At 61.5% G+C, this 23,142-nt stretch carries 26 protein-coding genes; 14 read left to right on the forward strand and 12 right to left on the reverse strand.

Going from position 1 to position 23,142, the window contains the following annotated elements; translation table 11 throughout:
- Positions 1-106: 106 nt before the first annotated feature.
- Complete coding sequence (locus tag B5E41_RS02305) at positions 107-988, forward strand: 3-hydroxybutyryl-CoA dehydrogenase (protein ID WP_064805274.1); 882 nt, start codon at positions 107-109, stop codon at positions 986-988.
- A gap of 174 nt (positions 989-1,162) precedes the next feature.
- Here the strand turns inward: B5E41_RS02305 and tlpA are convergent, their stop codons facing one another.
- The gene (tlpA, locus tag B5E41_RS02310; RefSeq protein WP_088391325.1) at positions 1,163-1,825 is read right to left on the reverse strand and encodes a thiol:disulfide interchange protein TlpA; all 663 of its coding nucleotides are present in this window, start codon (positions 1,823-1,825) and stop codon (positions 1,163-1,165) included.
- Positions 1,826-1,849: 24 nt separating this feature from the next.
- Here tlpA and argH point away from each other — a divergent pair, with 24 nt between their 5' ends.
- The 4 genes from argH to B5E41_RS02330 all read left to right on the forward strand — a co-directional run bounded on the left by argH (position 1,850) and on the right by B5E41_RS02330 (position 7,833).
- A complete protein-coding gene (gene argH, locus B5E41_RS02315) occupies positions 1,850-3,253 on the forward strand; it encodes an argininosuccinate lyase (RefSeq protein WP_088390772.1) in 1,404 nt (467 codons plus the stop codon).
- A 152-nt stretch (positions 3,254-3,405) separates the two neighbouring features.
- Entirely contained in the window at positions 3,406-3,600 is a 195-nt protein-coding gene (lptM, locus tag B5E41_RS02320; RefSeq protein ID WP_003582619.1) for an LPS translocon maturation chaperone LptM, read from the forward strand.
- Positions 3,601-3,612: 12 nt separating this feature from the next.
- Entirely contained in the window at positions 3,613-4,881 is a 1,269-nt protein-coding gene (gene lysA / locus B5E41_RS02325; RefSeq protein ID WP_088390774.1) for a diaminopimelate decarboxylase, read from the forward strand.
- A 267-nt stretch (positions 4,882-5,148) separates the two neighbouring features.
- Positions 5,149-7,833 (forward strand): TIGR02302 family protein, encoded by a 2,685-nt coding sequence (locus B5E41_RS02330; RefSeq protein ID WP_088390776.1) that lies wholly within the window; start codon positions 5,149-5,151, stop codon positions 7,831-7,833.
- Between the two features lie 33 nt (positions 7,834-7,866).
- On the opposite strand, the gene B5E41_RS02335 is transcribed toward B5E41_RS02330, so the two are convergent.
- The 3 genes from B5E41_RS02335 to B5E41_RS02345 all read right to left on the reverse strand — a co-directional run bounded on the left by B5E41_RS02335 (position 7,867) and on the right by B5E41_RS02345 (position 9,688).
- Complete coding sequence (locus B5E41_RS02335) at positions 7,867-8,226, reverse strand: response regulator (RefSeq protein ID WP_010028815.1); 360 nt, start codon at positions 8,224-8,226, stop codon at positions 7,867-7,869.
- A 136-nt stretch (positions 8,227-8,362) separates the two neighbouring features.
- On the reverse strand, positions 8,363-8,905 hold the full coding sequence (gene hpt, locus B5E41_RS02340; RefSeq protein WP_064805282.1) for a hypoxanthine phosphoribosyltransferase: 543 nt from the start codon (positions 8,903-8,905) through the stop codon (positions 8,363-8,365).
- A gap of 129 nt (positions 8,906-9,034) precedes the next feature.
- A complete protein-coding gene (locus B5E41_RS02345) occupies positions 9,035-9,688 on the reverse strand; it encodes a hypothetical protein (RefSeq protein WP_088391327.1) in 654 nt (217 codons plus the stop codon).
- A gap of 206 nt (positions 9,689-9,894) precedes the next feature.
- Between B5E41_RS02345 and ftsE the strand changes: the two genes are divergently transcribed.
- The 4 genes from ftsE (at position 9,895) to B5E41_RS02365 (ending at position 13,345) form a co-directional block, all read left to right on the forward strand.
- The gene (gene ftsE / locus B5E41_RS02350) at positions 9,895-10,554 is read left to right on the forward strand and encodes a cell division ATP-binding protein FtsE (protein WP_064805284.1); all 660 of its coding nucleotides are present in this window, start codon (positions 9,895-9,897) and stop codon (positions 10,552-10,554) included.
- Positions 10,547-11,566, forward strand: coding sequence for a cell division protein FtsX (locus tag B5E41_RS02355; protein ID WP_088390778.1), 1,020 nt, complete (start codon positions 10,547-10,549; stop codon positions 11,564-11,566). Before ftsE ends, B5E41_RS02355 begins: the two co-directional genes overlap by 8 nt.
- Before the next feature lie 66 nt (positions 11,567-11,632).
- Positions 11,633-12,349 (forward strand): YdcF family protein, encoded by a 717-nt coding sequence (locus B5E41_RS02360; protein WP_176439325.1) that lies wholly within the window; start codon positions 11,633-11,635, stop codon positions 12,347-12,349.
- A gap of 198 nt (positions 12,350-12,547) precedes the next feature.
- Positions 12,548-13,345, forward strand: coding sequence for a lysophospholipid acyltransferase family protein (locus B5E41_RS02365; RefSeq protein ID WP_088390780.1), 798 nt, complete (start codon positions 12,548-12,550; stop codon positions 13,343-13,345).
- Here the strand turns inward: B5E41_RS02365 and B5E41_RS02370 are convergent, their stop codons facing one another.
- Positions 13,346-13,876, reverse strand: coding sequence for a gamma-glutamylcyclotransferase (locus tag B5E41_RS02370; RefSeq protein WP_088390782.1), 531 nt, complete (start codon positions 13,874-13,876; stop codon positions 13,346-13,348).
- Between the two features lie 49 nt (positions 13,877-13,925).
- Here B5E41_RS02370 and B5E41_RS02375 point away from each other — a divergent pair, with 49 nt between their 5' ends.
- A complete protein-coding gene (locus B5E41_RS02375; protein ID WP_088390784.1) occupies positions 13,926-14,942 on the forward strand; it encodes a DUF2125 domain-containing protein in 1,017 nt (338 codons plus the stop codon).
- A gap of 8 nt (positions 14,943-14,950) precedes the next feature.
- Here the strand turns inward: B5E41_RS02375 and B5E41_RS02380 are convergent, their stop codons facing one another.
- From B5E41_RS02380 to B5E41_RS02395, 4 genes are all read right to left on the reverse strand, one after another.
- Entirely contained in the window at positions 14,951-15,370 is a 420-nt protein-coding gene (locus B5E41_RS02380) for a GNAT family N-acetyltransferase (RefSeq protein WP_088390786.1), read from the reverse strand.
- A 9-nt stretch (positions 15,371-15,379) separates the two neighbouring features.
- Entirely contained in the window at positions 15,380-16,306 is a 927-nt protein-coding gene (locus B5E41_RS02385; RefSeq protein ID WP_088390788.1) for a prephenate/arogenate dehydrogenase family protein, read from the reverse strand.
- Positions 16,303-17,400: a histidinol-phosphate transaminase gene (gene hisC / locus B5E41_RS02390; protein ID WP_176439326.1), complete on the reverse strand. Its 1,098-nt coding sequence runs from the start codon at positions 17,398-17,400 to the stop codon at positions 16,303-16,305. Before hisC ends, B5E41_RS02385 begins: the two co-directional genes overlap by 4 nt.
- Positions 17,401-17,523: 123 nt before the next feature.
- On the reverse strand, positions 17,524-18,300 hold the full coding sequence (locus B5E41_RS02395; protein ID WP_088390792.1) for a class I SAM-dependent methyltransferase: 777 nt from the start codon (positions 18,298-18,300) through the stop codon (positions 17,524-17,526).
- Between the two features lie 53 nt (positions 18,301-18,353).
- Here B5E41_RS02395 and gloB point away from each other — a divergent pair, with 53 nt between their 5' ends.
- Together gloB and B5E41_RS02405 are read left to right on the forward strand one after the other, a co-directional pair.
- Positions 18,354-19,124: a hydroxyacylglutathione hydrolase gene (gene gloB / locus B5E41_RS02400; protein WP_088390794.1), complete on the forward strand. Its 771-nt coding sequence runs from the start codon at positions 18,354-18,356 to the stop codon at positions 19,122-19,124.
- Positions 19,124-19,546, forward strand: a complete 423-nt coding sequence (locus B5E41_RS02405; protein WP_064805304.1) for a cupin domain-containing protein — start codon at positions 19,124-19,126, stop codon at positions 19,544-19,546. The genes gloB and B5E41_RS02405 overlap by 1 nt, the downstream gene beginning before the upstream one ends.
- Before the next feature lie 3 nt (positions 19,547-19,549).
- Here the strand turns inward: B5E41_RS02405 and yddG are convergent, their stop codons facing one another.
- Positions 19,550-20,440, reverse strand: a complete 891-nt coding sequence (gene yddG, locus B5E41_RS02410; RefSeq protein ID WP_088390796.1) for an aromatic amino acid exporter YddG — start codon at positions 20,438-20,440, stop codon at positions 19,550-19,552.
- A gap of 30 nt (positions 20,441-20,470) precedes the next feature.
- On the reverse strand, positions 20,471-21,250 hold the full coding sequence (locus B5E41_RS02415; RefSeq protein ID WP_088390798.1) for a DUF3108 domain-containing protein: 780 nt from the start codon (positions 21,248-21,250) through the stop codon (positions 20,471-20,473).
- Between the two features lie 240 nt (positions 21,251-21,490).
- Here B5E41_RS02415 and rpmB point away from each other — a divergent pair, with 240 nt between their 5' ends.
- Positions 21,491-21,787 (forward strand): 50S ribosomal protein L28, encoded by a 297-nt coding sequence (gene rpmB / locus B5E41_RS02420; RefSeq protein ID WP_008527777.1) that lies wholly within the window; start codon positions 21,491-21,493, stop codon positions 21,785-21,787.
- Positions 21,788-21,896: 109 nt separating this feature from the next.
- Positions 21,897-22,532: a VUT family protein gene (locus tag B5E41_RS02425; protein WP_088390800.1), complete on the forward strand. Its 636-nt coding sequence runs from the start codon at positions 21,897-21,899 to the stop codon at positions 22,530-22,532.
- 6 nt (positions 22,533-22,538) lie between these two features.
- On the opposite strand, the gene B5E41_RS02430 is transcribed toward B5E41_RS02425, so the two are convergent.
- On the reverse strand, positions 22,539-23,105 hold the full coding sequence (locus B5E41_RS02430) for an ATP-binding protein (protein WP_088390802.1): 567 nt from the start codon (positions 23,103-23,105) through the stop codon (positions 22,539-22,541).
- Positions 23,106-23,142: the final 37 nt, after the last annotated feature.

Below are 23,142 nucleotides of genomic sequence, written 5' to 3' on the forward strand. Positions count from 1 at the left end.
ATTGTCTTTTATCGGTCTACTACTTACTGCCGGGCGATCTTTCGTCCGGCAGTATTGCTAATATAATACGGCACCGCGGGGGCGACTGCCGAGCGGGGGTTTGGAGATGAATGCGGTGTTGAAGAATATTGGTATTATCGGTGCCGGCCAGATGGGCTGCGGCATCGCGCATGTTTCGGCCGCCGCAGGTTACAGGGTTCATATCTACGATCTCTCGCAGGACCGCATCGAATCCGGCCTCGCCACCATCAACGGCAATCTCGCCCGCCTGGTGACGAACGGCAAGATGACCGACGAGGAGCGCAAGGCGACCTTGTCGCGCATATCAGGCTCCGCCGATGTCAACGATCTCGCCCCGTCCGATCTCGTCATCGAGGCGGCCACCGAGGACGAAAGCGTCAAGCGCAAGATTTATAGCCAGGTTTGTCCGGTGATGAAGCCGGAAGCGCTGCTGGCCACCAACACCTCTTCGCTTTCCATCACCCGTCTTGCTGCCGCCACCGACCGCGCCGAGCGCTTCATGGGCATACACTTCATGAATCCGGTGCCGGTAATGAAGCTGGTCGAGCTGGTGCGCGGCATTGCAACCGATGAGAAGACTTTCACCGCCGCCAAGGAGTTCGTCGGCTCGCTGGAGAAGACCGTCACCGTCGCCGAGGATTTCCCGGCCTTCATCGTCAACCGCATCCTGTTGCCGATGATCAACGAGGCGATCTATACGCTCTACGAAGGTGTCGGCACCGTCGACGCCATCGATACGGCGATGAAGCTCGGCGCCAACCATCCAATGGGGCCGCTGCAGCTTGCCGATTTCATCGGCCTCGACACCTGCCTGTCGATCATGCAGGTGCTGCATGACGGCCTGGCGGACTCGAAGTATCGCCCCTGCCCGCTGCTGGTGAAATATGTCGAAGCCGGCTGGCTCGGACGCAAATCCGGCCGCGGCTTCTACGATTATCGCGGCGAAGTGCCCGTCCCGACGCGGTAAGCGGACATCATCAGAAAGGGCGAATGGACCGCACGCCCGCGAAATGCTTTCCTTACCGGGAACGGGAGGAATGCCATGTCGACCGAAACACCCATGTTCCTGCTGCAATGTTGCGTCCTGATCGGACTCGCAGGCGTCTTCCTCATAAGAGGCGATGGGGACTGAGCGATATCCTCACGACCCGATTGCGCCCTTGATCAGCGCCTTTGCATCTTCGCTGTCCCAGGCGGCAGGCCCGTTCATGGCGGAAATCAGGCAGCCCTTATCGTCGAGCAACAGCGTCACCGGCAAGCCGAAAGCGAGACCTTCCTTCTTCAGGCCGTTGAAGACGCCGATCGTATTGTCGCGGTAAAGCTGCAGCGCATCGACACCGGTCTCGGCAAGGAAAGTCTTCGGCTTTTCGTCGTCACCAGTGTCGATATTGACCGGCACGACCTGGAACTTGTCGCTGCCCATCTCCTTTTCCAGAGCGTTCAGCGCCGGCATCTCCTCGCGGCAGGGCACGCACCATGTCGCCCAGAGATTGAGCAGCACGGTCTTGCCGGCGAAATGATCGAGCGTCAGGGGTTTGCCATCCGGTCCGTTGAAGGACACCGTGGTCAGTTTGCGCGGCTCGTTGGCGGCAACCATGGCGGCGACCTGACCCTTCATGAGCGGCGTCAGATTGGCGGCGCGCTCCTTTGCCAACGGGCATTCGGCCGAAGCGCTGCTGCCGATGCCATTGCCAATGCCCGTCTCCTTCACGTATACCGCTGCCGCACCTGCAACGACACCTGCGACGGCGGCGATTGCGATCAGTTTTCCGGACGGCAGGCCGAAGGGTTTTTTTGTCGTCATTTCATTCTCCAGGACGGGCATCTTATGGCCGAGAACAACACGGACACCAAATCCTCCAACCAGATGTGGGGTGGTCGCTTCGCCTCCGGCCCGGACGCGATCATGGAGGAGATAAATGCCTCGATCGGTTTCGACAAGAAGCTATTCGCCCAGGATATCCGTGGTTCCGTCGCCCATGCGACCATGCTCGCACATCAGGGCATCATTTCATCGGACGATAAGGACAAGATCGTTCACGGGCTAAACACGATCCTGTCAGAAATCGAAAGTGGCAATTTCGAATTCTCCCGCCGGCTCGAAGACATCCACATGAACGTCGAAGCACGCCTGGCGACGCTGATCGGACCGGCGGCCGGCCGGCTGCACACCGCTCGCTCGCGCAACGATCAGGTGGCCCTCGATTTCCGCCTCTGGGTGAAGGAAGAACTGCAGAAGACCGAACAGATGCTGACCGGTCTGATCGCTGCCTTCCTCGACCGCGCCGAGGAACATGCCGAAAGCGTCATGCCGGGCTTCACCCATCTGCAGACCGCCCAGCCCGTCACCTTCGGCCATCATTGCATGGCCTATGTCGAAATGTTCGGCCGTGACCGCTCGCGTGTGCGCCACGCCATCGAACATCTGGACGAAAGCCCGATCGGCGCGGCTGCGCTGGCCGGCACCGGTTATCCAATCGACCGCTACATGACGGCCAAGGCGCTGGGTTTCCGCGAGCCGACTCGCAACTCCATCGACACGGTCTCTGACCGCGATTTCGCCATCGAATTTCTGGCGATCGCCGCGATATCAGGGATGCATCTATCGCGCCTCGCGGAAGAGATCGTCATCTGGTCGACGCCGCAATTCGGTTTCGTGCGTCTGTCCGACGCCTTCTCGACCGGCTCCTCGATCATGCCGCAGAAGAAGAACCCCGATGCAGCCGAACTGGTGCGCGCCAAGACCGGCCGCATCAACGGCTCGCTGATCGCCTTGCTGACGATCATGAAGGGCCTGCCGCTCGCCTATTCCAAGGATATGCAGGAAGACAAGGAGCAGGTCTTCGACGCAGCCGAGAGCCTGGAGCTGGCGATCGCCGCCATGACCGGCATGGTGCGCGACATGACCGTCAACACAGCGCGCATGAAGGCGGCGGCCGGCTCCGGCTTTTCGACGGCGACCGATCTTGCCGACTGGCTGGTGCGCGAAGCGGGCCTGCCGTTCCGGGACGCCCATCACGTCACCGGCCGCGCCGTGGCGCTCGCCGAAAGCAAGGGCTGCGATCTTGCCGAGCTGCCGCTCTCCGACCTGCAGGCGATTCATTCCGCAATCACCGACAAGGTCTATGACGTGTTGACGGTGGAAGCCTCGGTCGCCAGCCGCAAGAGCTTCGGCGGCACGGCGCCCTCTGAAGTGCGCAAGCAGATCGCCTTCTGGCGCGCCCGCAATTGAGAGATATCGGGCGGGTGAAAGCCGTCTCCCCTCCCTGCAAGCGCGGAAATGCCCTCCAACAATCAGGGTGCACAAGGCGGACAAACTTCGCTATGAAGATCCCGTCGTTCGATACGATTGATATCAGCCATACGCCGCACAAGAGGATATCCATGCAGAAGAGCTTGCCGCACCTCATCCGCCTGACGGCGGTGCTCGCCGTCATCGGCCTTGCCGTTGCCGGATGCGGACGCAAGGGCGATCTCGATCCGCCGAGTGCTGCGGCGACGAAGGAAGGCGATGTTTCCAAGCCGACGAAACAGCCAGGCACCGTCGATAAGCCCTTCCTTCTTGACCCCCTCCTTTAAGGCGCGCGCCCCGTGAACCATTTCGATTACCGCGACGGCATCCTTTACGCCGAGAACGTCCCCGTTCCCGAGATCGCCAAGGCGGTCGGCACGCCGTTCTATGTCTATTCCACCGCAACGCTGGAGCGCCACTATCGCGTCTTCGCCGAAGCCTTCGCCGATGTCGACTCGATGGTCTGCTACGCGATGAAGGCGAACTCGAACCAAGCCGTGCTGAAGACCTTGGGACGTCTCGGCGCCGGCATCGACGTCGTCTCGGAAGGCGAACTGCGCCGTGCGCTTGCTGCCGGCATTCCGGCGAACCGCATCATGTTTTCGGGCGTCGGCAAGACGCCGCAGGAGATGGATTTCGCGCTAGAGGCCGGCATCTACTGCTTCAATGTCGAATCTGAGCCTGAGCTCGAGATCCTCAACCAGCGCGCCGTCAACGCCGGCAAGAGAGCACCGGTCTCCTTCCGCATCAATCCGGATGTCGATGCCAAGACGCATGCGAAGATCTCGACTGGCAAGAAGGAAAATAAGTTCGGCATTTCCTGGGATCGCGCCCGCGCCATCTATGCCCATGCCGCCAAGCTGCCGGGGATCGACGTCACCGGCATTGACATGCATATCGGCAGTCAGATCACCGAACTGCAGCCCTTCGACGACGCCTTCAAGCTGCTGCGCGATCTCGTCGCGACGTTGCGTGCCGACGGCCACTCCATCCATCACGTCGACATCGGCGGCGGCCTCGGCGTTCCCTATAAGGATGACAACAATCCGCCGCCGCTGCCCGATGCCTATGCGGCGATCGTCAAAAACCAGCTGCGCGGTCTGAACTGCAAGATCGTCACCGAACCCGGTCGCCTGATCGTCGGCAATGCCGGCATTCTCGTCACCGAAGTTCTTTATGTGAAGGACGGCGGCGAGAAGACTTTCGTCATCGTCGACGGTGCGATGAACGACCTCATTCGCCCGACGCTCTACGAGGCCTATCACGAAATCCGTCCGGTGACGATTTCGGCGGCAAACGCGCCGCGCATCCGCGCCGATGTGGTCGGCCCCGTTTGCGAGACCGGCGATTATCTGGCGCTCGACCGCGAAATGGCGATGCCGAAGCCCGGCGACCTGATGGCCGTCAGCACTGCCGGCGCCTATGGCGCCGTCCAGGCCGGCACCTATAACAGCCGTCTGCTGGTGCCCGAGGTTCTGGTCAAGGGCAGCGATTTTCATGTGATTCGCCCGCGCAGGACCTATGCCGAGCTGATCAGCCTCGATTCCGTTCCGGCCTGGCTCGACTAGAGCATGTCGCGCAAAAGTGTGAAGCGGTTTTTCGATAACGACAGGCGTAAAACAAAGAGTTAAAGCGCAAGAAGGAATCTGAAAGACCACGACGCGCTTTAGCAGCAACATCACTTTTCGGCGAATAAACGTGAAAAGGCGGTATTCCTGCCCGTTCGCCCTCGCCTTCGCCACAAAGAGTGTTATCCTTTCGTTCATGAGCGTATTGCCCCGCAATCGCCGGAAGCGCCCTCTGCACCAGAACGCCAGATCGCGGAGACCGGACCGATGACAAGCCCCTCAAGGCAGAGGAAGGGTGCATTCGCGCTCCGTCCCTCGCTTGCCCGGCTGGTAACGACAAAACGCCTGCTGGCGCGCACCGTGCTCTTCTTCGAGCAACTGCTGCCGCTGCTGATGCCGATCCTCTGCATCGTCGCCATTTATCTCTCGGCCTCCTGGTTCGGCATCTTCCGCAACGTGCCGGACTGGCTGCGCATCTTGCTGCTGATCGCCTTTGCCGCGGCGTTCCTCGTCTCGCTTGTCCCCTTCCGCCATCTGCGCTGGCCGAAAACCGCTGAAGCCGATCGCATGCTGGAAGAGCGCAATGGCCTGCCGCACCAGCCAGTTGCGGTCCAGGAAGACGAGCCGGCCTACGACACGCCCTTTTCGCGGGCACTTTGGCGTGAGCACCAAGTGCGCATGGCCGAAAAGATCGCAGCACTCGATGCCGGCATGCCGCAGCCTGATATCGCCGCACATGACCGCTTCGCCCTGCGCGCCATCCCTGCTCTGCTGCTCGTCACCGCTTTTAGCTATTCGCTGTCGCTCAACGGCGGCTCGGTCAGTGACGCATTGCAGTCGGCGCCCGAGCAGGTGGCGGTCGATCCGGCGGTGCGCATCGACGCCTGGGTGACGCCGCCCTCTTATACCGGTCGCGCGCCGGTTTACCTGACCGCCGACGGCAGCGAACAGGCGCCGATCGGCGTTCCGCAGTTTTCCGGTCTCACCGTGCGCGTCAGCGGCGGAAAGACGGCCGAAAAGGTCGTGTTCCGCAAGGCGAACGGCGAGGCGCGGGATATCGCCGTACAGACCGACACAAGGCCGCAGCAGGCAAGCGCACCTGCCGGCGAGCAGCCGACGGCCGGCGCGCCTGCCAACAATGCCCTCGTCGCACAGACGCATGTGATGAAGCTTGAGGAAAATGGCGCGCTCGAGGTCAACGGTCGCCGCTGGAGCTTCGACGTGCTGCCCGACAAGGCGCCTGAAATCGCCTTTGACGGCATGCCGAAGGCAAGCGTCAACGGCGCGCTGGAAATCGGCTTCACCGTCAAGGACGACTATGGTGTCCAGGAGGCCCATGCGGAGATCGTTCCTCTGGAAAACGATCCGGCGGCGACGCCGCTCTATCCACTGCCGGAGTACCGGCTGGATATTCCCCGCCGCAACGCCCGCGACGCCAAGGGCGTGACCAGCCGGAATCTGACCGAACATCCGCTTGCCGGCAAGCAGGTGCGCATTACCCTCGTCGCCAAGGATGCCGCCGGCCAGACCGGCCGCAGCCCGCCCTACGAAATGACGCTGCCGTCGCGGCCCTTCAACGAGCCGCTTGCCGCAGCCGTCGCCGAGGAACGGCAGGTTTTCGCGCTCGATACCCGTAAGATGCCGCAGGCGATCGCGCTGAACGAGGCGCTGACCATCCGTCCCGAGGAGACCATCCCCAAGCTCACCAACTACCTGCTGCTGGAATCGGCCTTGGCCCGCATGAAGCTGGCAAAGGGCGAGGAGGCGCTGAAGGATACGGCCCAGTATCTCTGGGAGATTGCGCTCGGCATGGAGGACGGCGATCTTTCGCTTGCCGAGCGCAAGCTGCGCGAAGCCCAGCAGAAGCTTGCCGACGCATTGGACCGCAACGCGCCCGACGAAGAGATCAAGAAGCTGATGGATGAGCTGCGCAAGGCGATGCAGGACTATCTGACGGAGCTTGCCGAACGCATGCAGAACGCCCCGACGATGCAGCCGAACCAGCATGCGCAGAACATCCTGCGCCAGCAGGATCTGGAACGGATGATGGACCAGATCGAGAATCTCGCCCGCTCGGGCAATCGCGACGCGGCACAGCAGATGCTGTCGGAACTGCAGCGCATGATGAACAACCTGCAGGCCGGCCGGCCGCAGCGGGGCCAGCAGGGTCAGGAAAACAGCGAAGCCCGCAAGCAGATCGACAAGCTCGGCGAGATCCTGCGCGATCAGCAGAAGCTGATGGAAGAAACCTTCCGCCTCGATCAGCAGCTCAAGGACCGCATGCAGCGTGGCGAATCCGATATGGGCGAAAACGATCCACTGCTCGACGAGATGATGCCGGGAGAGAATGGCGAGCCGCAGGATCAGCAGCAGGGGCAGCAAGGCCAGAGCCAGCAAGGCAAGGGCCAGCAAGGTAAGGGCCAGCAACCTTCCGACCAGATGACCGCCGAGCAGCTCAGGGAAGCGCTGAAACAGTTGCGCGCCCAGCAGGATGCCCTCGGCAAGCAGCTCGGAGAATTGCAGAAGAAACTCGGCGAAATGGGCATGAAGCCCGGCCCGGGCTTCGGCCAGGCCCAACGCGAGATGGACGGCGCCGGCCGCGAGCTCGGCCAAGGCCGCGGCGACACGGCCGTCGAGAACCAGGGCCGTGCCCTGGAAGCCCTTCGCCAGGGTGCCCGCGACATGATGAACCAGATGATGCAGGCGCAACGGGGCCAGCAGGGACAGGGCCCGAACGGCCAGGTCGGCCAGGGCGATCAGAACGGCCGGGATCCGTTGGGACGGCCACGCATGAGCAACGGCTATATCGACGACGACGGCGTGAAGGTGCCTGACGAAATCGACGTTCAGCGCGCACGCGAAATTCTCGATGCGATCCGCGAGAAGCTCGGCAACAATCCGCCACAGGAAATGGAACGGCGGTACCTCGAACGGCTTCTGGACATCCAGTAAGCCTCACACCGCCGTCAAAGATAGGCGCGCGCTTTAAGCGACCAGTGCCCGGGCGACAGCCTTGCGTATATCGGGAAGCGCAAATGGCTTAGCGACGACGTCGATGATTTTTTCTGCAAGATCGTCGGCGCGCTCGCGCTGCTCGGCATAACCGGTCATCAGCAGGATCTTCAAAGCAGGGAAGGCGTCTTTCGCCTGATGGGCGAGTTCGATGCCGTCCATCACGGGCATGCGGATATCCGACAGCAGCAGATCGTAGACCCCGTCTTTCAGCTTCTCCAGCCCCTCGGCGCCGTCGGCCGCCTCATCGGTCTCATGACCGTCGAGCCGCAAGGCCCGGGCTACGAAAGACCGCAGGGAATCCTCGTCTTCCGTAATCAGAATTCTTGCCATATGTGCATTGCTCCGTCTTCAGCCCCGCGACGGAAATCACCAGACTTTCCTTTTCGATCGGTAAAGATGGCGAAGCGATGGACGAGATGGTTAACAACCCGTCTTCACGCGGCAATGACGTGACGCCCGCATTCCGTCAGGCGTCGCCGGTCACCACGCCGACGAAGGGGAGTTCGCGAAACGCATAGGCAACGTCCATGCCGTAACCGACGACGAAGTAATCGGGACATTCGAAGCCGACATAATCGGCCTCCAGCTTTTCCTTGCGCTTGACCCGCTTGTCGAGCAGCACGGCGATCGTCACGTTGCGCGCGCCACGTTCGAAGAGCAGCTCCTTGGCAAAGAGCAGCGTCCTACCGGACTCGAGAATATCGTCGATCAGGAGGACATCTCGGCCATGCACGTCGCTGTCGATATCCTTGACGATGCGCACCCCCTGGGAAACCGTGCCGGTGCCGTAGCTCGACAGCGTGATGAATTCGACTTCGGGAGCAAGCCCGGTGTCGTGCAGGGCGCGGATCAGGTCGGCGGCGAAGATGAAGGAGCCCTTGAGCACGGCAATAACGAGCAGGTCCTTGGTCGGACCGTTGGCGATCTCCCGCGCCATCGCATGATTGCGCTCCGCGATCTGCTCGGCGGTGAAGAGCGGCTCGATGTTTTTTCCGCGCACGACAGGCATAAGGGCTTGCTCCATGAAAAGAAGGGTAAGCCGTTAGCACATATGCGCACCTGAAACAGCCTCGCCGTTCATGAAATCAACGGGATCGGCCCGCCCTGTGGCGGAAAGCCATCACGAATCCGGTTATTTCTACGGCAGGAAGGAAAGCCGAACCTCCGGCAATTTTCCCCCGGCGTGCTGGACTCGCGCCGAAAAACCACGGCTTTGGCCGTCATAGATGACGTCGGCGGGCGGATCAATGACGACGCTTGCCGTCAGCCGTTCGTCTGCCACCAGATCGGCGCGGATCGGATGCACCGTCTGCGTCGTGCCGCTTTCGTTTTCGATGATGCCGTTGACGACGAGCACACGCATGCCGTTCGCATCACGCGGCGTCACGGTGACATGGGTGAAATGCAGCGGCGCTTTGGAGGAGGCGCCCGCGGCGGAAAGGCCGAAAAAGCCGCCTGCGAGCCCGAAAACGAGCACGGCAAGCGCCAGTACCAGCACCGCGAAGCTGCGCAGCGACGCCCGCTGCAGCCAGGATTCCGCCCTTCGCAGAGCGGAAGCAGTCATCGCCAGCAGGAACGGCGGCCGTACGGCGCGCGCTGCCGCCATGCGCCTGCTGTTGTCGTTATGGATCCTGGAGCTGAAGTCCTTCGGCCGGGTTTTGCCGACCGTCACGAATTCGGCGTCGGAAATATCGGCAGGACGTGTCGAACGATACTGGCGGCGCGCGGGTTCGGGCGGCAGGAAATCATAGGCCTGGCCTGGTGTCCGGCGGCTGAAGGAGGATGCTTCCATGGTGGCTGCCTCGCAGATGTCCACATGGTTTCGCTGCCGCAAGAAATCTTGGCATTGAAACGAATCCTCCTCAGTCGTAAATTTTAATGGTTAATGCTTCGCAAAGATTGCCATCAAACGGGCGTCTTTCCGGCAAAATTTACCGGCTGTTAACGGTGTTGGTTAACAAGTCGCGCGGTGAAACCAAGAACAGACTGAGCTGCCCGTTGATCCACTTCGAGAATGTCGGTTTGCGCTATGGCATGGGCCCGGAAATCCTCCGTGACCTGACCTTCGACATTCCGAAGAAATCCTTTCAGTTCCTGACGGGCCCATCCGGTGCCGGCAAAACCTCGCTGCTGCGGCTGCTCTTTATGTCGCTGCAGCCGACACGTGGCCTGATCCGCATGTTCGGGCGCGACATTTCCGAAATTCCCCGGCCGGAACTGCCGCTGCTGCGCCGGCGCGTCGGCATCGTCTTCCAGGATTTCCGCCTGCTCGACCATCTCACGACCTATGAAAACGTCGCTTTGCCCTTGCGGGTGCGCGGCAAGGAGGAAAGCTCCTACAAAACCGATGTTCTGGAACTCTTGAAATGGGTCGGGCTCGGCGAACGCATCAACGTGCTGCCGCCGGTCCTCTCCGGCGGGGAGAAGCAGCGCGCCGCCATCGCTCGGGCGCTGATGGACCGGCCGGAAGTCTTGCTGGCTGACGAGCCGACGGGCAATGTCGACCCGCCGATGGCGAGGCGCCTGCTCAATCTTTTCCTCGAACTCAATCGGCTTGGTACGGCGGTCGTGATCGCCACCCATGACCTGACGTTGATGGAACAGGTGGAAGCCCGCCGTATGATCCTCTCGGAAGGGCATCTCGATATCTATGACTGAGCCCCCGTCCAAGAACCGAGAGAAGGCGTCGGCCCAGCCTGCCGCCCAGCAGAAGCGCCCGGAAATGCGTGTGCGCCCGACCGCGCCGATCCTGCCGCCCTCCAATATCCAGGGCAATGCCCTGATGGTGGTCATATCGATCATGGCCTTTCTCGCCTGCCTGACGCTCGGCGGCGTCAGCATGGTGCGTTCGACGGCGGCAAGCTGGGAGAGCCAGATCTCTCGCGAGATCACCATCCAGATCAAGCCGGACGACAATCTCGATATGGAAAAGGCGCTGACGCAGGCACGCGACCTGGCGCTGACCTTCGTCGGCACCAAGAGCGGCCAGATCGTCGACGAGGCAGCCACCGCCCGGTTGCTCGAACCCTGGCTCGGCCCCGGCCTTGATCTTAAGGACCTGCCTGTTCCCCGTCTCGTCGTCATCACCATCGACGAAAACAATCCGCCCGATTTCGATGCGATGCGGGGCCTCCTGAAGGACAGCATCCCGCAGGCGAGCCTTGACGATCACCGCACCTGGGTCGACCGGCTGGTCTCCATGGCGCACACGACGGTGCTGATCGGCACCGGCGTCCTGCTCCTGGTTTTCTCGGCCATGGTGCTGACCGTCGTTTTCGCCACGCGCGGCGCGCTGTCGGGCAACCGCCACATCGTCGAAGTGCTGCATTTCGTCGGTGCCGAGAGCTCCTTCGTCGCTACTGAATTTCAGAAGCATTTTCTGAAGATCAGCCTCAAGGGCTCGGCGATCGGCAGCGCGCTTGCGGCTCTTTTCTTCGCCACCGCCGGCTTCTGGCAGAGCCGCACGCTGGCCACGCCGGAGACGGATCAGGCGACGGCGCTATTCGGCACCTTCTCCGTTGGCGTACTCGGTTATGCCGGCATCTTCGCGACGATGATCGTCATCGCGCTCTTGACGACCGTCACGGCGCGGCTGACCGTCATGCGGACGATCTATGAAATCGATACATTGCGTTCGGACCCGACACGCACCGACGGCATCGCAAGTTGATCGTGCCATGCCGTTTTATCGTGAAAGCGTCTGTTCCGCGCCGCAATCAGCGTATAATCACGATTCATGACCATGGGCGATACGACACGCAATCCGATTCGGCAGGAGCCGGAGCTTGATCGTCCGGCGGGCCTGCCGCCGCGGCGCGGTCCGATCCGCCGCCTGCTGCGCTGGGGCGGCTTTGGCTGCGTTCTGGCAATCGCCCTGGTGTTCGGCGGCTTCCTGCGGTTTGCCGATTCCGTAACCACGCTCAAGCCACCAGTCGAACCCAAGGCAGACGCGATCGTCGTGCTGACCGGTGGCTACCAGCGCATCGACCAGGCCGTGGAACTGCTGCAGAAGGGGGCGGGCAAACGACTGCTGATCTCCGGTGTCCACCCGACGACGACGCCGGCGCAAATTCGCAAGATGACGCAAGGCCCGGCCGATCTTTTCTCCTGCTGCGTCGATATCGGCCATGATGCAATAGATACGATCGGCAACGCCGAGGAAACCTCCAACTGGATCCACGCCAGGGGATACAGAAGCGTTCTCGTCGTCACCAACAATTATCACATGCCGCGCAGCCTCGCAGAACTCTCCTATGTCGATCCGGACATCGAGTTCATCCCCTATCCGGTGGTCAATTCGGATTTGAAGACCCGCAACTGGTTTACCGACCCGAACGCGATGCGCGTCATGCTCGCCGAATATGCAAAGGTGCTGTTAACAGGCGCCCGAAATATCACCGGCTTCGGCCGTCACACCGGACTGCGCTCGGCAAGCGTATCCGCCGCAGACTGAGCTTTTGCTTGAGCATTGATGCCGAAAAGTGTGAGCGGTTTTCGGACGGCATCATGCTCTAACTCTTTAATTCAGGACAGGATTCAAATTTTAGGTCCGGCCTAAAATCTGAATCCTGTTCTGGGGCAGCATCAAACGCTTTTTATGACCGGCAATATCGTGTAGGCCGGTCGCATGAGCCTGCCTCGGGATAATTTTATGATCGCCCTGCGTTCCGTCCTCTTCAACACGATCTTCTACGCCAATCTCATCATCCGGATGATCGTGCTCTCGCCCTATTATTTCGTGGTGCCGCGGCTGACGGCCTATGCGATTCCGAAGAATTGGGCGCGCTCCAACCATTGCCTGATGCGCATGATCGTCGGCACGACCTTCGAGATCGAGGGGCTGGAGAACCTGCCTGAGGGCAGTTTTATCCTGGCGCCGAAGCACCAGTCCTTCTGGGACACCTATGCGCTGCTGCCCAATCTCAAGGATCCGGTCTACATCCTGAAGCGCGAGCTGATGTGGATTCCGCTCTTTGGCTGGTATGCGAAGAAGCAGCGCATGATCCCGGTCGACCGCGGCGCCCGCGGCAAGGTGATGGTAGAGGTGCTGAAACGCACCAAGGAAGAACTTTCGACCGGCCGTCAGCTGATCATCTATCCTGAGGGCACCCGCCGCCCGCCGGGGGCAGAGCCGGTCTATAAATACGGCATCGCCCGCATGTACCGCGATCTTGGCATTCCCGTCGTGCCGGTTGCCATGCATCCCGGCCTCTTCTGGCCGCGGCGGAGCGTCCGCCGTTATCCCGGCCATTTCAAGGTCAGGATCCTGCCGCCGATCATGCCGGGAATGGATCCCGATGCCTTCTTCGCTCATCTGATCGAGGTCACGGAACGGGCAAGCGACGAGCTCCTCATCGACACCGTCGACCGTAATCCGCATCTGCCGTTGCCGCCAACAACGGTCGCTCGGCTGACCGAGTTGCGCAAAGTGACGGCGGCGACGGCCTGATCAGCCAGCCCGCAGCCGCTCCACCTCGTTGCCGACCTGCTCCAGCCATGGGTCGCGAATGCCCATCTGTTTCAGGTGCGCAAGCGTGTTGAAGACATAGGCGTCGTTCGGGCCTGACTGCCCCCTGGCCTCGTTCACAACCCGCGCGGCCGCAAGCGCATCGAGCGTACCGGCATATTGCTCGTGGTCGCGATCAGCGATGTAGGTAACCGCTTCCGTTCGGCGACCGCCGGCAAACTGCAGCCGAACCCGGCGCTCCAGATAGACATTGGTGACGAGTTCGCGGGCACGGAGATATTCGATCACCTCGTCCCATTTGTGCGCCGAAATACGAAACGCCATGCCGCGGCATGCTCCACCCCTGTCGAGGCCGAGAACCAGACCCGGATTGTCGCGCGTGCCGCGATGAACGAAGGATCGGACGCACAGCGAACGCCGGTAACCATGCACCAGAGCTTCTGCCCGCTCCAGGAACTCGAAGCCCGGATTCCACATCAGCGAGCCGTAGCCAAACACCCAAAATTCGTCCATATCGCACGCCAGACCGGAATCACTTTGCAATTCACCATTGGAGAACATCATGGCAGCGTCAAGCCGATCCGGCAGCAGCCAAACCGGCAACAGCAAGAAATTCTGGTTGCTGGGCGGAGGCATCCTCCTGGTGATCGCGCTTTATACCGGCGGCTGGTTCTATGCCGCATCGGCTTTGAAAACGACGGTGCTGAAAGCAATCGCGCCGCGCGATCAGGCAGGCGTCACCGGCGAATGCTCCGATATCGAATTCCACGGCTATCCCTTCCGCATCGGTCTGTTTTGCTCCAAGGTCGATCTCGACGACAATGTCAACGGCGTCTCCGCCACCTTCGGCGCATTGCGCTCCGCCGCGCAGGTCTATGCGCCGAGCCATATTGTCTGGGAGCTCGATTCACCGGCCGAAATCCGCACCACAAACGGCCTTTCGGTTTCGGCTCAGTGGACGAATCTGCAGGCGAGCCTGACGACCAAGCTGCAGGGCGTTGATCACAGCTCCACCGTCATCGAGGGTCTTAAGGCGACGGCGGTCTCCTCCTATACCGGTCAAACCATCAGCTTCGATGCGGCTCGCACCGAAATTCACCTGCGCCAGAACGGCGCCGATCTCGACGGCGCAATCTCGGTGCAGGATGCGAACACCGCGATCAAGGACTGGCCGCAACTCTTCCCGAAACTCTCCGCCAGTATCGATCTCACGATCGCCGGCAAAGCCGGCCTGATTGACGGCAGCGACCCGAACGGCCTCAATGGTTCTGCCGGCGAACTGCGTCGCATCGTCGCCGACATCGGCGACGGTAAGGTGATGACGCTCACCGGCCCCTTTTCCTTTGACGAGCAAGGCTTTCTCTCCGGAAAATTCAAGCTGGAAATCGAACGACTCGGCCCCTGGGGCGACAGCCTGAAACAGGCCTTCCCGGATATTGCCTCGACCGTCAACACGGCGACGAAGATGTTGAAGGCGCTGGCCGGCGGCAGAGACAAGGTCTCGGTCGATCTCGTCGTCGACCGCGGCAATGCCACCGTCAGCGGCTTCATTCCGCTCGGCCAGATCCCGCCGATCTGACTGCCCCCTCAGCCGATGTGCTTGATGAAGAAGACCTCGGGCACCGACTGCAGACCTGTCAGCTCGATGGCGCCGATTTCAGCAAATCCGTTGCGGCGATGCCAGTCCTGCGGCCGGCTCTCGTCGCATTCGCTCGACGTCATCAGCAGCCGGGCGCCCTCGCCACGCATGGCCGCTTCCCAGGAGAGAAACAGTGCGGTGCCGACGCCCGACCGGCGATTGCCGGGCAGAACGCGGATCATCTCCATATAGGGAACCCTGCCCCAGAAGCGGGAGAAGCGCAGGAAGCCGACGATCTCGCCGGACTCCCTGGCAATCAGGTATTCGCCAAGCGCCACGCATCGCGATACCCACGCCTTGCCGGCACTGGCATCCTCGCGAGCCAGCCAGTCGATATCCGCCTGACTTGCGCTCGCTACCTCCACCATCGCGAGAGTCTACTTCTTATCAAGCGGGTGGGGGCGGCCGAAATCGGGCGCGTCGACATCCTGGCCGGCCTGGATAATCGAGCGACGGATGGCGCGCGTGCGGGTGAAGAGTTCGAAAATCTTGTCGCCTTCACCCCAGCGGATCGCGCGCTGCAGATAAGCGAGATCTTCTGAGAAGCGCGCCAGCATTTCGAGGATCGCATCGCGATTGTGCAGGCAGACGTCGCGCCACATCGTCGGGTCGGAAGCGGCAAGACGGGTGAAATCGCGAAAGCCGGAGGCCGAATATTTGATGACCTCGGACTCCGTCACCGTCTCCAGATCGTCGGCGGTGCCGACGATGTTGTAGGCGATGATATGCGGCAGGTGCGAAACGATCGCGAGCACCTTGTCGTGATGCTCCGCATCCATCTCGTCGACCTTCGATCCGAGCGCTTCCCAGAAGCTGCGCAGCCGCTTCAGCGCCGTCTCGTCGGTTCCCGGAACGGGCGTGAAGATGCACCAGCGACCTTCGAAGAGGCCGGGGAAACCGGCATCCGGGCCGGATTTTTCCGTGCCGGCCAGCGGATGACCGGGGATGAAATGCACGTGGTCGGGCATATGCGGCTGCATTTGCGCGATCACCGATGCTTTGGTGGAACCAACATCGGTGACGATAGCACCCGGCTTCAGGCTGCCGGCGATTTCCTTCGCCACGCTTTCCGAAGCGCCGACCGGAACCGAAACGATGATGAGGTCGGCATCTCGAACAGCGTCGGCCGAAGAGGTCGTATAGCGGTCGCCGAGGCCGAGCTCTTTGGCGCGCTTCAGCGTATCGGCGCTGCGTGTTGCGACGACGATGTCTTTGGTAAGCCCGAGCCGCCGGATATCGTGAGCAAGCGAAGAGCCGATCAGCCCGATGCCGATCAGCGCGATGCGATCGAACAGCACGCTCATGCCTGCCGTCCCATGAACTCACGCAGCGTCGCGATGACGCCGCGATTGGCCTCTTCAGGACCGATGCTCATCCGCAGCGCATTGGAAAAGCCGTAGCTGCGCACGGCGCGCAGGATGTAGCCGCGGCTCGTCAGGAGCTCGTCGGCATCGGCCGCGCGCCTGCCGTCGACGTCAGGAAAATGAATGAGCACGAAATTGGCGACGGAGGGCGTCACTTTCAACCCGATCGCTTCGAGGGCCTCGGTGAGCGTCTCCACCCACATCTGGTTGAAAGAGACGGCCTGCTGGACGAAGGCCTGGTCGCGGATGGCCGCGGCACCGGCGGCAATCGCGGCCGCATTCAGGTTGAACGGAGCGCGTACACGGTTCACGGCGTCGACGATCTCCGCGGGCGCATACATCCAGCCCACGCGCAGGGCGGCAAGACCATAGGCCTTCGAAAAGGTCCGGGTCATCACCACGTTGGAACTGGACGATACGACCTCGATGCCGGCTTCATAATCGTTGCGGCGCACATATTCGGCATAGGCCGCATCCAGCACGAGCACGACGTGTTTCGGCAGGCCGGCCTGCAGGCGGCGGATCTCGCTGACCGGAACATATGTACCCGTCGGATTACCGGGATTGGCGATGAAGACGATCTTCGTCCTTTCCGTCACCGCTGCCAGGATCGCGTCGACGTCGACGGTATAATCCTTCTCCTTGACGACGACGGGCGTTGCACCCGCGCCCATGATCTGGATCTTGTAGACGAGGAAGCCGTGCTCGGTGATGATGCCTTCATCGCCGGCGCCGAGGTAGACATGGCACAGCAGGCCGAGAAGCTCGTCTGAACCATTACCGCAGAGAATGTTTGCCGGATTGAGGCCATGCACGGCGGCGATCGCCTCGCGCAGTTCGATTGCCTGCCCGTCGGGATAACGTCCCAGATTGTCGGCCGCTGCCTTGACGGCGGCGATCGCCTTCGGGCTGGCGCCGAGCGGCGTTTCGTTGGAGGAAAGCTTGTAGACGCGGGCGACACCCGGCGCGTGTTCCTTGCCCGGCACATAGGATGCGATATCGAGAATACCGGGACGCGGAACGGGCTTGCTCATCTCAACGCTCATGGGTCGACCTTGGATTTTCCGGAAAATGACCAAGTGGCATTAAAGCGGAACGTGATTGTTGTCGAGAGGCATGGGCGTGACGCAATCAGAAGGAGAATATCATTCTTATATTCAGCTGTTACGTGTCGTCGGTACGCCGTGCGGCGCGAGAACGGGCACGAAGACGCGACGCGAGGCACGGGCGGCGACCGGCAACCCCTGATAGAGCCGCTTCTGCGCCTCGACGATGATGACACCCGAAAACGCCGGCCATAACGTGCGGCCGATCCGCTCGAAGGCGCGGCGAAGGCGCAGGATGGTCCTGAGTTTCGAGGGCGGAAAGAACAACGCTTCGGCGGTCGCACCCGGCGTGAAATTGGTCTCGCGCAGCAAATGCGTCAGCTGGCCCCGGGAATAGGGCCGGCCCGAACCGAAGGGGGTGTGTTCCATGCGGGCCCAGACTCCGCGCCGGTTCGGCACCACGATAACAAGCCGCCCGCCCGGCGCCAGCACCCGCCAGAGCTCCTTCAGCGTCTCGCGGGGGCTTTCCGCGAACTCGAGCGAATGCACCATCAGCACCCGGTCGATCGAGGAATCCGGCAGCGGCAGTTCCTCATCGAAGATAAGCGTCGTCGACGACAGCGAGCCCATCGGCCAGTTCACCGCGCCCTGTCCAGCCGGCATGAAGGCGAAGGTGCGTTCGGTATCGGCCTGGAAGCGATCGAGGAAGGGCACGGCATAACCGAGCCCGACGAGACGCTCCTGCGGCAGGCGCACCCAGAGCGACGAAAGCGCCATGGCGATCGACTGCTCGGCAAGACGCCCGAGGTCGGAGTGATAGAACTGGCGTAGGTCGACGATATCGGCGTGCATTGCGATAAATGTTATCAGCGGGCGGTTGGACTTCAAGGCCGGACTCTCTACATTCCCGCGAGAGTCGTGGGACAAGGGATTGTTTGAAGATGAAACCTTTGGAATTAGACGTTTTTCTCTGCCGTACCGACAATTTCGGCGTGCTCGTGCACGACCCGGAGACGGGATTTACCGCGGCGATCGATGCGCCGGAGGAGGCGCCGATCCTGGAAGCGGCAACACGGCGCGGCTGGAAGATCACCCACATCTTCACCACGCATCACCACACCGATCACGTCGCCGCCAACTTGGCGCTGAAGGAGCAGTTCGGCTGCGAGATCATCGGTCCGATCAACGAGGCTATCGCCATTCCTGGTCTCGACCGGACGATGGCCGATGGCGACAGCTTCCTTTTCGGCGATCACACGGTCAAGGTCATTGAGACTCCCGGTCACACCGCCGGTCACATCTGCTATCACTTCGTCGACGATAAGCTGCTTTTTGCCGCCGACACGCTGTTTGCGCTCGGTTGCGGCCGCCTGTTCGAACGCCCCGCCGCCGACATGTGGCATTCCCTGCAGAAGCTCGCCGTGCTGCCGGACGAGACCGCCGTCTATTTCGGCCACGAATATACATTGTCTAACGCCCGCTTCGCACTGACTGTCGATCCCGACAATGAGCGCCTGAAGAGCCGCGCCGCCGAGATCGAAGCCCTGCGCACCGAAGGCAAATTCACCATCCCGACGACGCTCGGACTGGAAAAGGAAACCAATCCGTTTCTGCGTGCCGCCGATCCCGCGATCCGCCGCAATCTGCTCATGGAAGGCAAGACGAATGAGGAGGTCTTTGCCGAGATCCGCAAGCGCAAGGACAACTTTTGATGTCGCCTGAGGGGATCATTCGCGAGCTCGGCATGCAGCCGCATCCTGAAGGCGGCTGGTACGTGCAGACATTCCGCGACACGGCGGGCGGAGCGCGCGGCCATTCGACGGCGATCTATTATCTGCTGACAAAGGGACAGCGTTCGCACTGGCATCGGGTCCATGACGCGGCCGAGGTCTGGCATTATTATGCCGGTGCGCCACTGGCGCTGCACCGCTCGCAGGACGGGATGGCAAGCGAGACGCTGACGCTCGGAACCAACCTTCCTGCCGGCGAGCGGCCGCAGGCAATCATTCCCGCCAATTGGTGGCAATCGGCCGAGCCGCTCGGCGATTTCACCCTGGTCGGCTGCACTGTCTCGCCCGGTTTCGAATTTTCGAGCTTCGAGATGGCACCGGCGGATTGGAAACCCGGCGGCTGAGACTTACCCTGCGGCCGCGGGCTGTGCCTGGCTTTTGCGGCGGAACATTTTCTGGGCGGCGAGCAGCGCTCCACCGGTGACGAGCAGGCAGGCGAGAGCAATGCGCCAGCTCGGCTCGGCAAATCCGAACAGCGTCAGGATGAGCGTCGACAGCAGCGGCGCGGCATAACTTGCTGCGCCGAGAATCTGGATATCGCCGTTCTTGACGCCGTAATCCCAGGCATAGAAGGCCGCCCCGACCGGGAAGAGGCCGAGCCCGATGACGGCCACCCATTCGACGCCGGTTTCCGGCCAGACAGTCGCCTCCAGGCCGAGATGGCTGAAGAAGGACAGGATGGAGGTCGCAAGGCAAAAGCCGGTGACGACATCTGTGGAGACAGCCTCGAAACGCCGTGTCAGCAGGGAATAGCCCGACCATGTGAAGGCGCAGAGGAAGGCAGCGCCATAACCGACTGCGTAAGCTCCATCGAAATCGATGCCGTTGCGGCCGACGATCAGGAAGGTGCCGCAAAGCCCCGCAAGCGCGCCCGCCACGTGATACCAGCGCAATCGCTCTCCCGGCAGCAGCGCCGAGCCAACGACGATCAGAAGCGGCCAGAGATAGGAGATCAGCCCTGCCTCCACCGCAGGCGCACTCCTGAGTGCGGTAAAATAGAGGAAGTGATAGCCGAAGAGACCCGCAATACCGGTGAACCAGACCCGGGCAGGCTGCTTCAGCAGCCCCAGCCGCGCCGGGTTGAGGACAAGCACGACGAGACCCGGAATGCTGCCGATCGCAAAGCAGACGGCCGAAAGCTGGAAGGGCGGCATCTTGCCGGAGCCGGCCGTCAATAGTGCCAGGAACGACCACATCAGAATAGCCGTAAAACCGACTAGCGTCGCACGAAGCTTCACCTGTCCCCCTTCACGGAGGCGAAAGCTCCGTCAGCTGACACTGCCATATTTGACGGCGGTGATCGTCACCATTCCATATTCTGTGGGAATGCGCACATAGACCGGAGCGTATACATTGGCCGCCTCCGACTTGGCAAACCAGATTTCCATGCGGTCGCTCTTGCTGAGATAGTCGATGTCCTTGCGGCCCTTTTTGTAGCCGGAGCGCGGCACGAAACGCACGCCGCAGACGACCGCCTTGCCCTTGAAGCCGTCGGTCGAAAAATCCTCGTCGCCTTTCGGCGAAAGCACCAGGTCCATGCGCGTCTCGCCGTCGAAGATCGGCAGCGTCTGTGCACAGACCTTGGTATCGCCGGTGAAAACAAGGCCGGAGATCGGATCGAGCACCGAACGCATGTCGCTCGGCGTGACGTCGATCCAGTTCTTCGGGCGCTTCGGCGGCGGTGTCGTCGTCGCCGAGATGATGTTGCCGTTGCGGTAACTGACCTCGTAGACGCGGGCCTTCTTCCCGCTCTTGTAATAGAGCGAATATTTCAGCGCCTGCAACCGGTCATTACGGACGACGCCGGTGACGCTGGTCTTTGCCGAGATTGTCTTGATGAGATCGGCAAGGCCGGCGGATTTGATATCGCCCGCGATCTTGTAAGAGTGATCATCCTCGATCTGCGTCAGAAACGCCGCGCGCGCGATCGGCAGGCCGGCAAGCGTCACCCGGTATACTGTCTGATGCTGGATTTCGGCCGCCGATGCCGGTATGGCAAGGAGTGCGGCGATAGCCGAAATGAAAATGCGTCTGCCCGAGTGAGCCATGAGTGAAGCCTTGTCTTGCCGCGCGCCGGCAGCCCTGCCGACCGCTCTATACTCCTGCCGCAAGGGGAAGAAAACAGCAGCTTTTTGACAGAATTGCGGGAAAGGCCAAGGTTTGGCTTGACGCGCGCAGCCTCTCTGACTATAGAACCGCAACTTTCCAATCATGCCTGTTGGATTGCGAGCCCGGTTTTGCCGGGGATGTCAATTCGATGGCCCGAGAAAAACAAGAATAGGTGTTCCATGTCCCGCGTGTGCGAATTGACCGGCAAGGCCGTCCTGACTGGTAACAATGTCAGCCATGCCAACAACAAGACCAAGCGCCGGTTCCTGCCGAACCTGTGCCAGGTAACGCTGATCTCCGACGCTCTCAACCAGCGTTATCGTCTTCGCGTTTCGGCTGCGGCTCTTCGCTCCGTCGAACATCGTGGCGGCCTCGATGCCTTCCTGATCAAGGCAAGCGAAAACGAACTGTCGATGCGCGCGCGCCTGCTGCGCCGTCAGATCGTCAAGAAGACTGCCGAAGCCGCTGCTGCGTAAGCTTCTGCCCTTCTTTCATACGGCTTCGAAAGGCTTGAACGGATAACACCGGACAAGCCTTTTGCTTTGCCTGAGCACTCCAACTGGTGGCATCACCCAGGATAAAAAAATGCTGAAGACGCGCTACACCATTGCCTATGTCGCACTGATGACGCTTGTCGTCGTCGCCTCCAACTTCCTCGTCCAGTTTCCGCTGAACGTTGAAGTCTCGGGCGTCAACCTGGCCGACATCCTGACCTGGGGCGCCTTCTCCTACCCGGTCGCCTTCCTGATTACCGATCTGACCAACCGCCAGTTTGGCCCGCAGGCAGCCCGCAAGGTCGTTTTTGCCGGCTTCGTTGTGGGCGTGACGCTGTCCTTCTTCACCTCGGTGCCGCGCATCGCCATCGCCTCCGGCTCGGCCTATCTCGCCGGCCAATTGCTCGACATCGCCGTCTTCAACCGGCTTCGCCGCCAGGCTTGGTGGCGCGCGCCGCTCATCGGCTCGCTGATCGGTTCGGCGCTCGACACGGTGATGTTCTTCTCGCTGTCCTTTGCCGCGTTTTTCGTCTTCCTCGGCCCGAACGAACCCTTTGCGCTCGAAGCAGCTCCTGTCCTCGGCATCTTTGCCGCCGAGGCCCCGCGCTGGATTTCCTGGGCGATCGGCGATTTCGCCGTCAAGATGATCGTCGGTCTCGTCATGCTGCTGCCCTATGGCGCGCTCATGAACGTGCTGCGGCCGATGCAGCCCGCACGCGTCAGCTAAAGCCTTTCAACGGCGCTGCCGGACCGCGCCGGCGGCGATGGCCGGATGCAGCAGAACCTCTGCAACCAGATCATCGATCTCTCGTGACGAATCGAGCCGTAACACCGGGACCGTCTGCGTTTCCAACCATTGCTCATGCGCCGCAAGACTGCGGCGTTCCGGACCGGCCGTGTCGTAACTTGCCGCCCATTCCATGAATTCCCCGCTTTTGATTTCCATATCGCCGCCAGGCCCGATTCTGTCTCCGTAGCGGGCGATCTCGCGGGCACGGATCCGCGCCATCCGCAGATCCGGCTCGATCCTGAGGAACACGATCAGATCATAGAACGGCTCGATCTGCCTCGCCCATTTCAGCGCCGATCCGGAGAGGATCCAGCCGTCATGCCGTGCCGCCTCGGCAAGAAGCAGTCTTATGCGTTCGTCGGCGTCCCGCGGCGTCGTGAATGGCGGATCGGTCGGCAGCCAAAAGAAATCGTCGGTATCGAGATGGGCGATATCAAGCCGTTCGGCAAGCGTATGGCCGAGCGATGTCGTGCCGGAACCGGAGGCACCCATGATATGAATATGCACCATGACTGCCCCTCCGAAAGCTGCTCTCGATGCGACCATG

Source organism: Rhizobium esperanzae, from assembly GCF_002204185.1.
GTDB classification, from domain to species: Bacteria; Pseudomonadota; Alphaproteobacteria; order Rhizobiales; family Rhizobiaceae; genus Rhizobium; species Rhizobium esperanzae.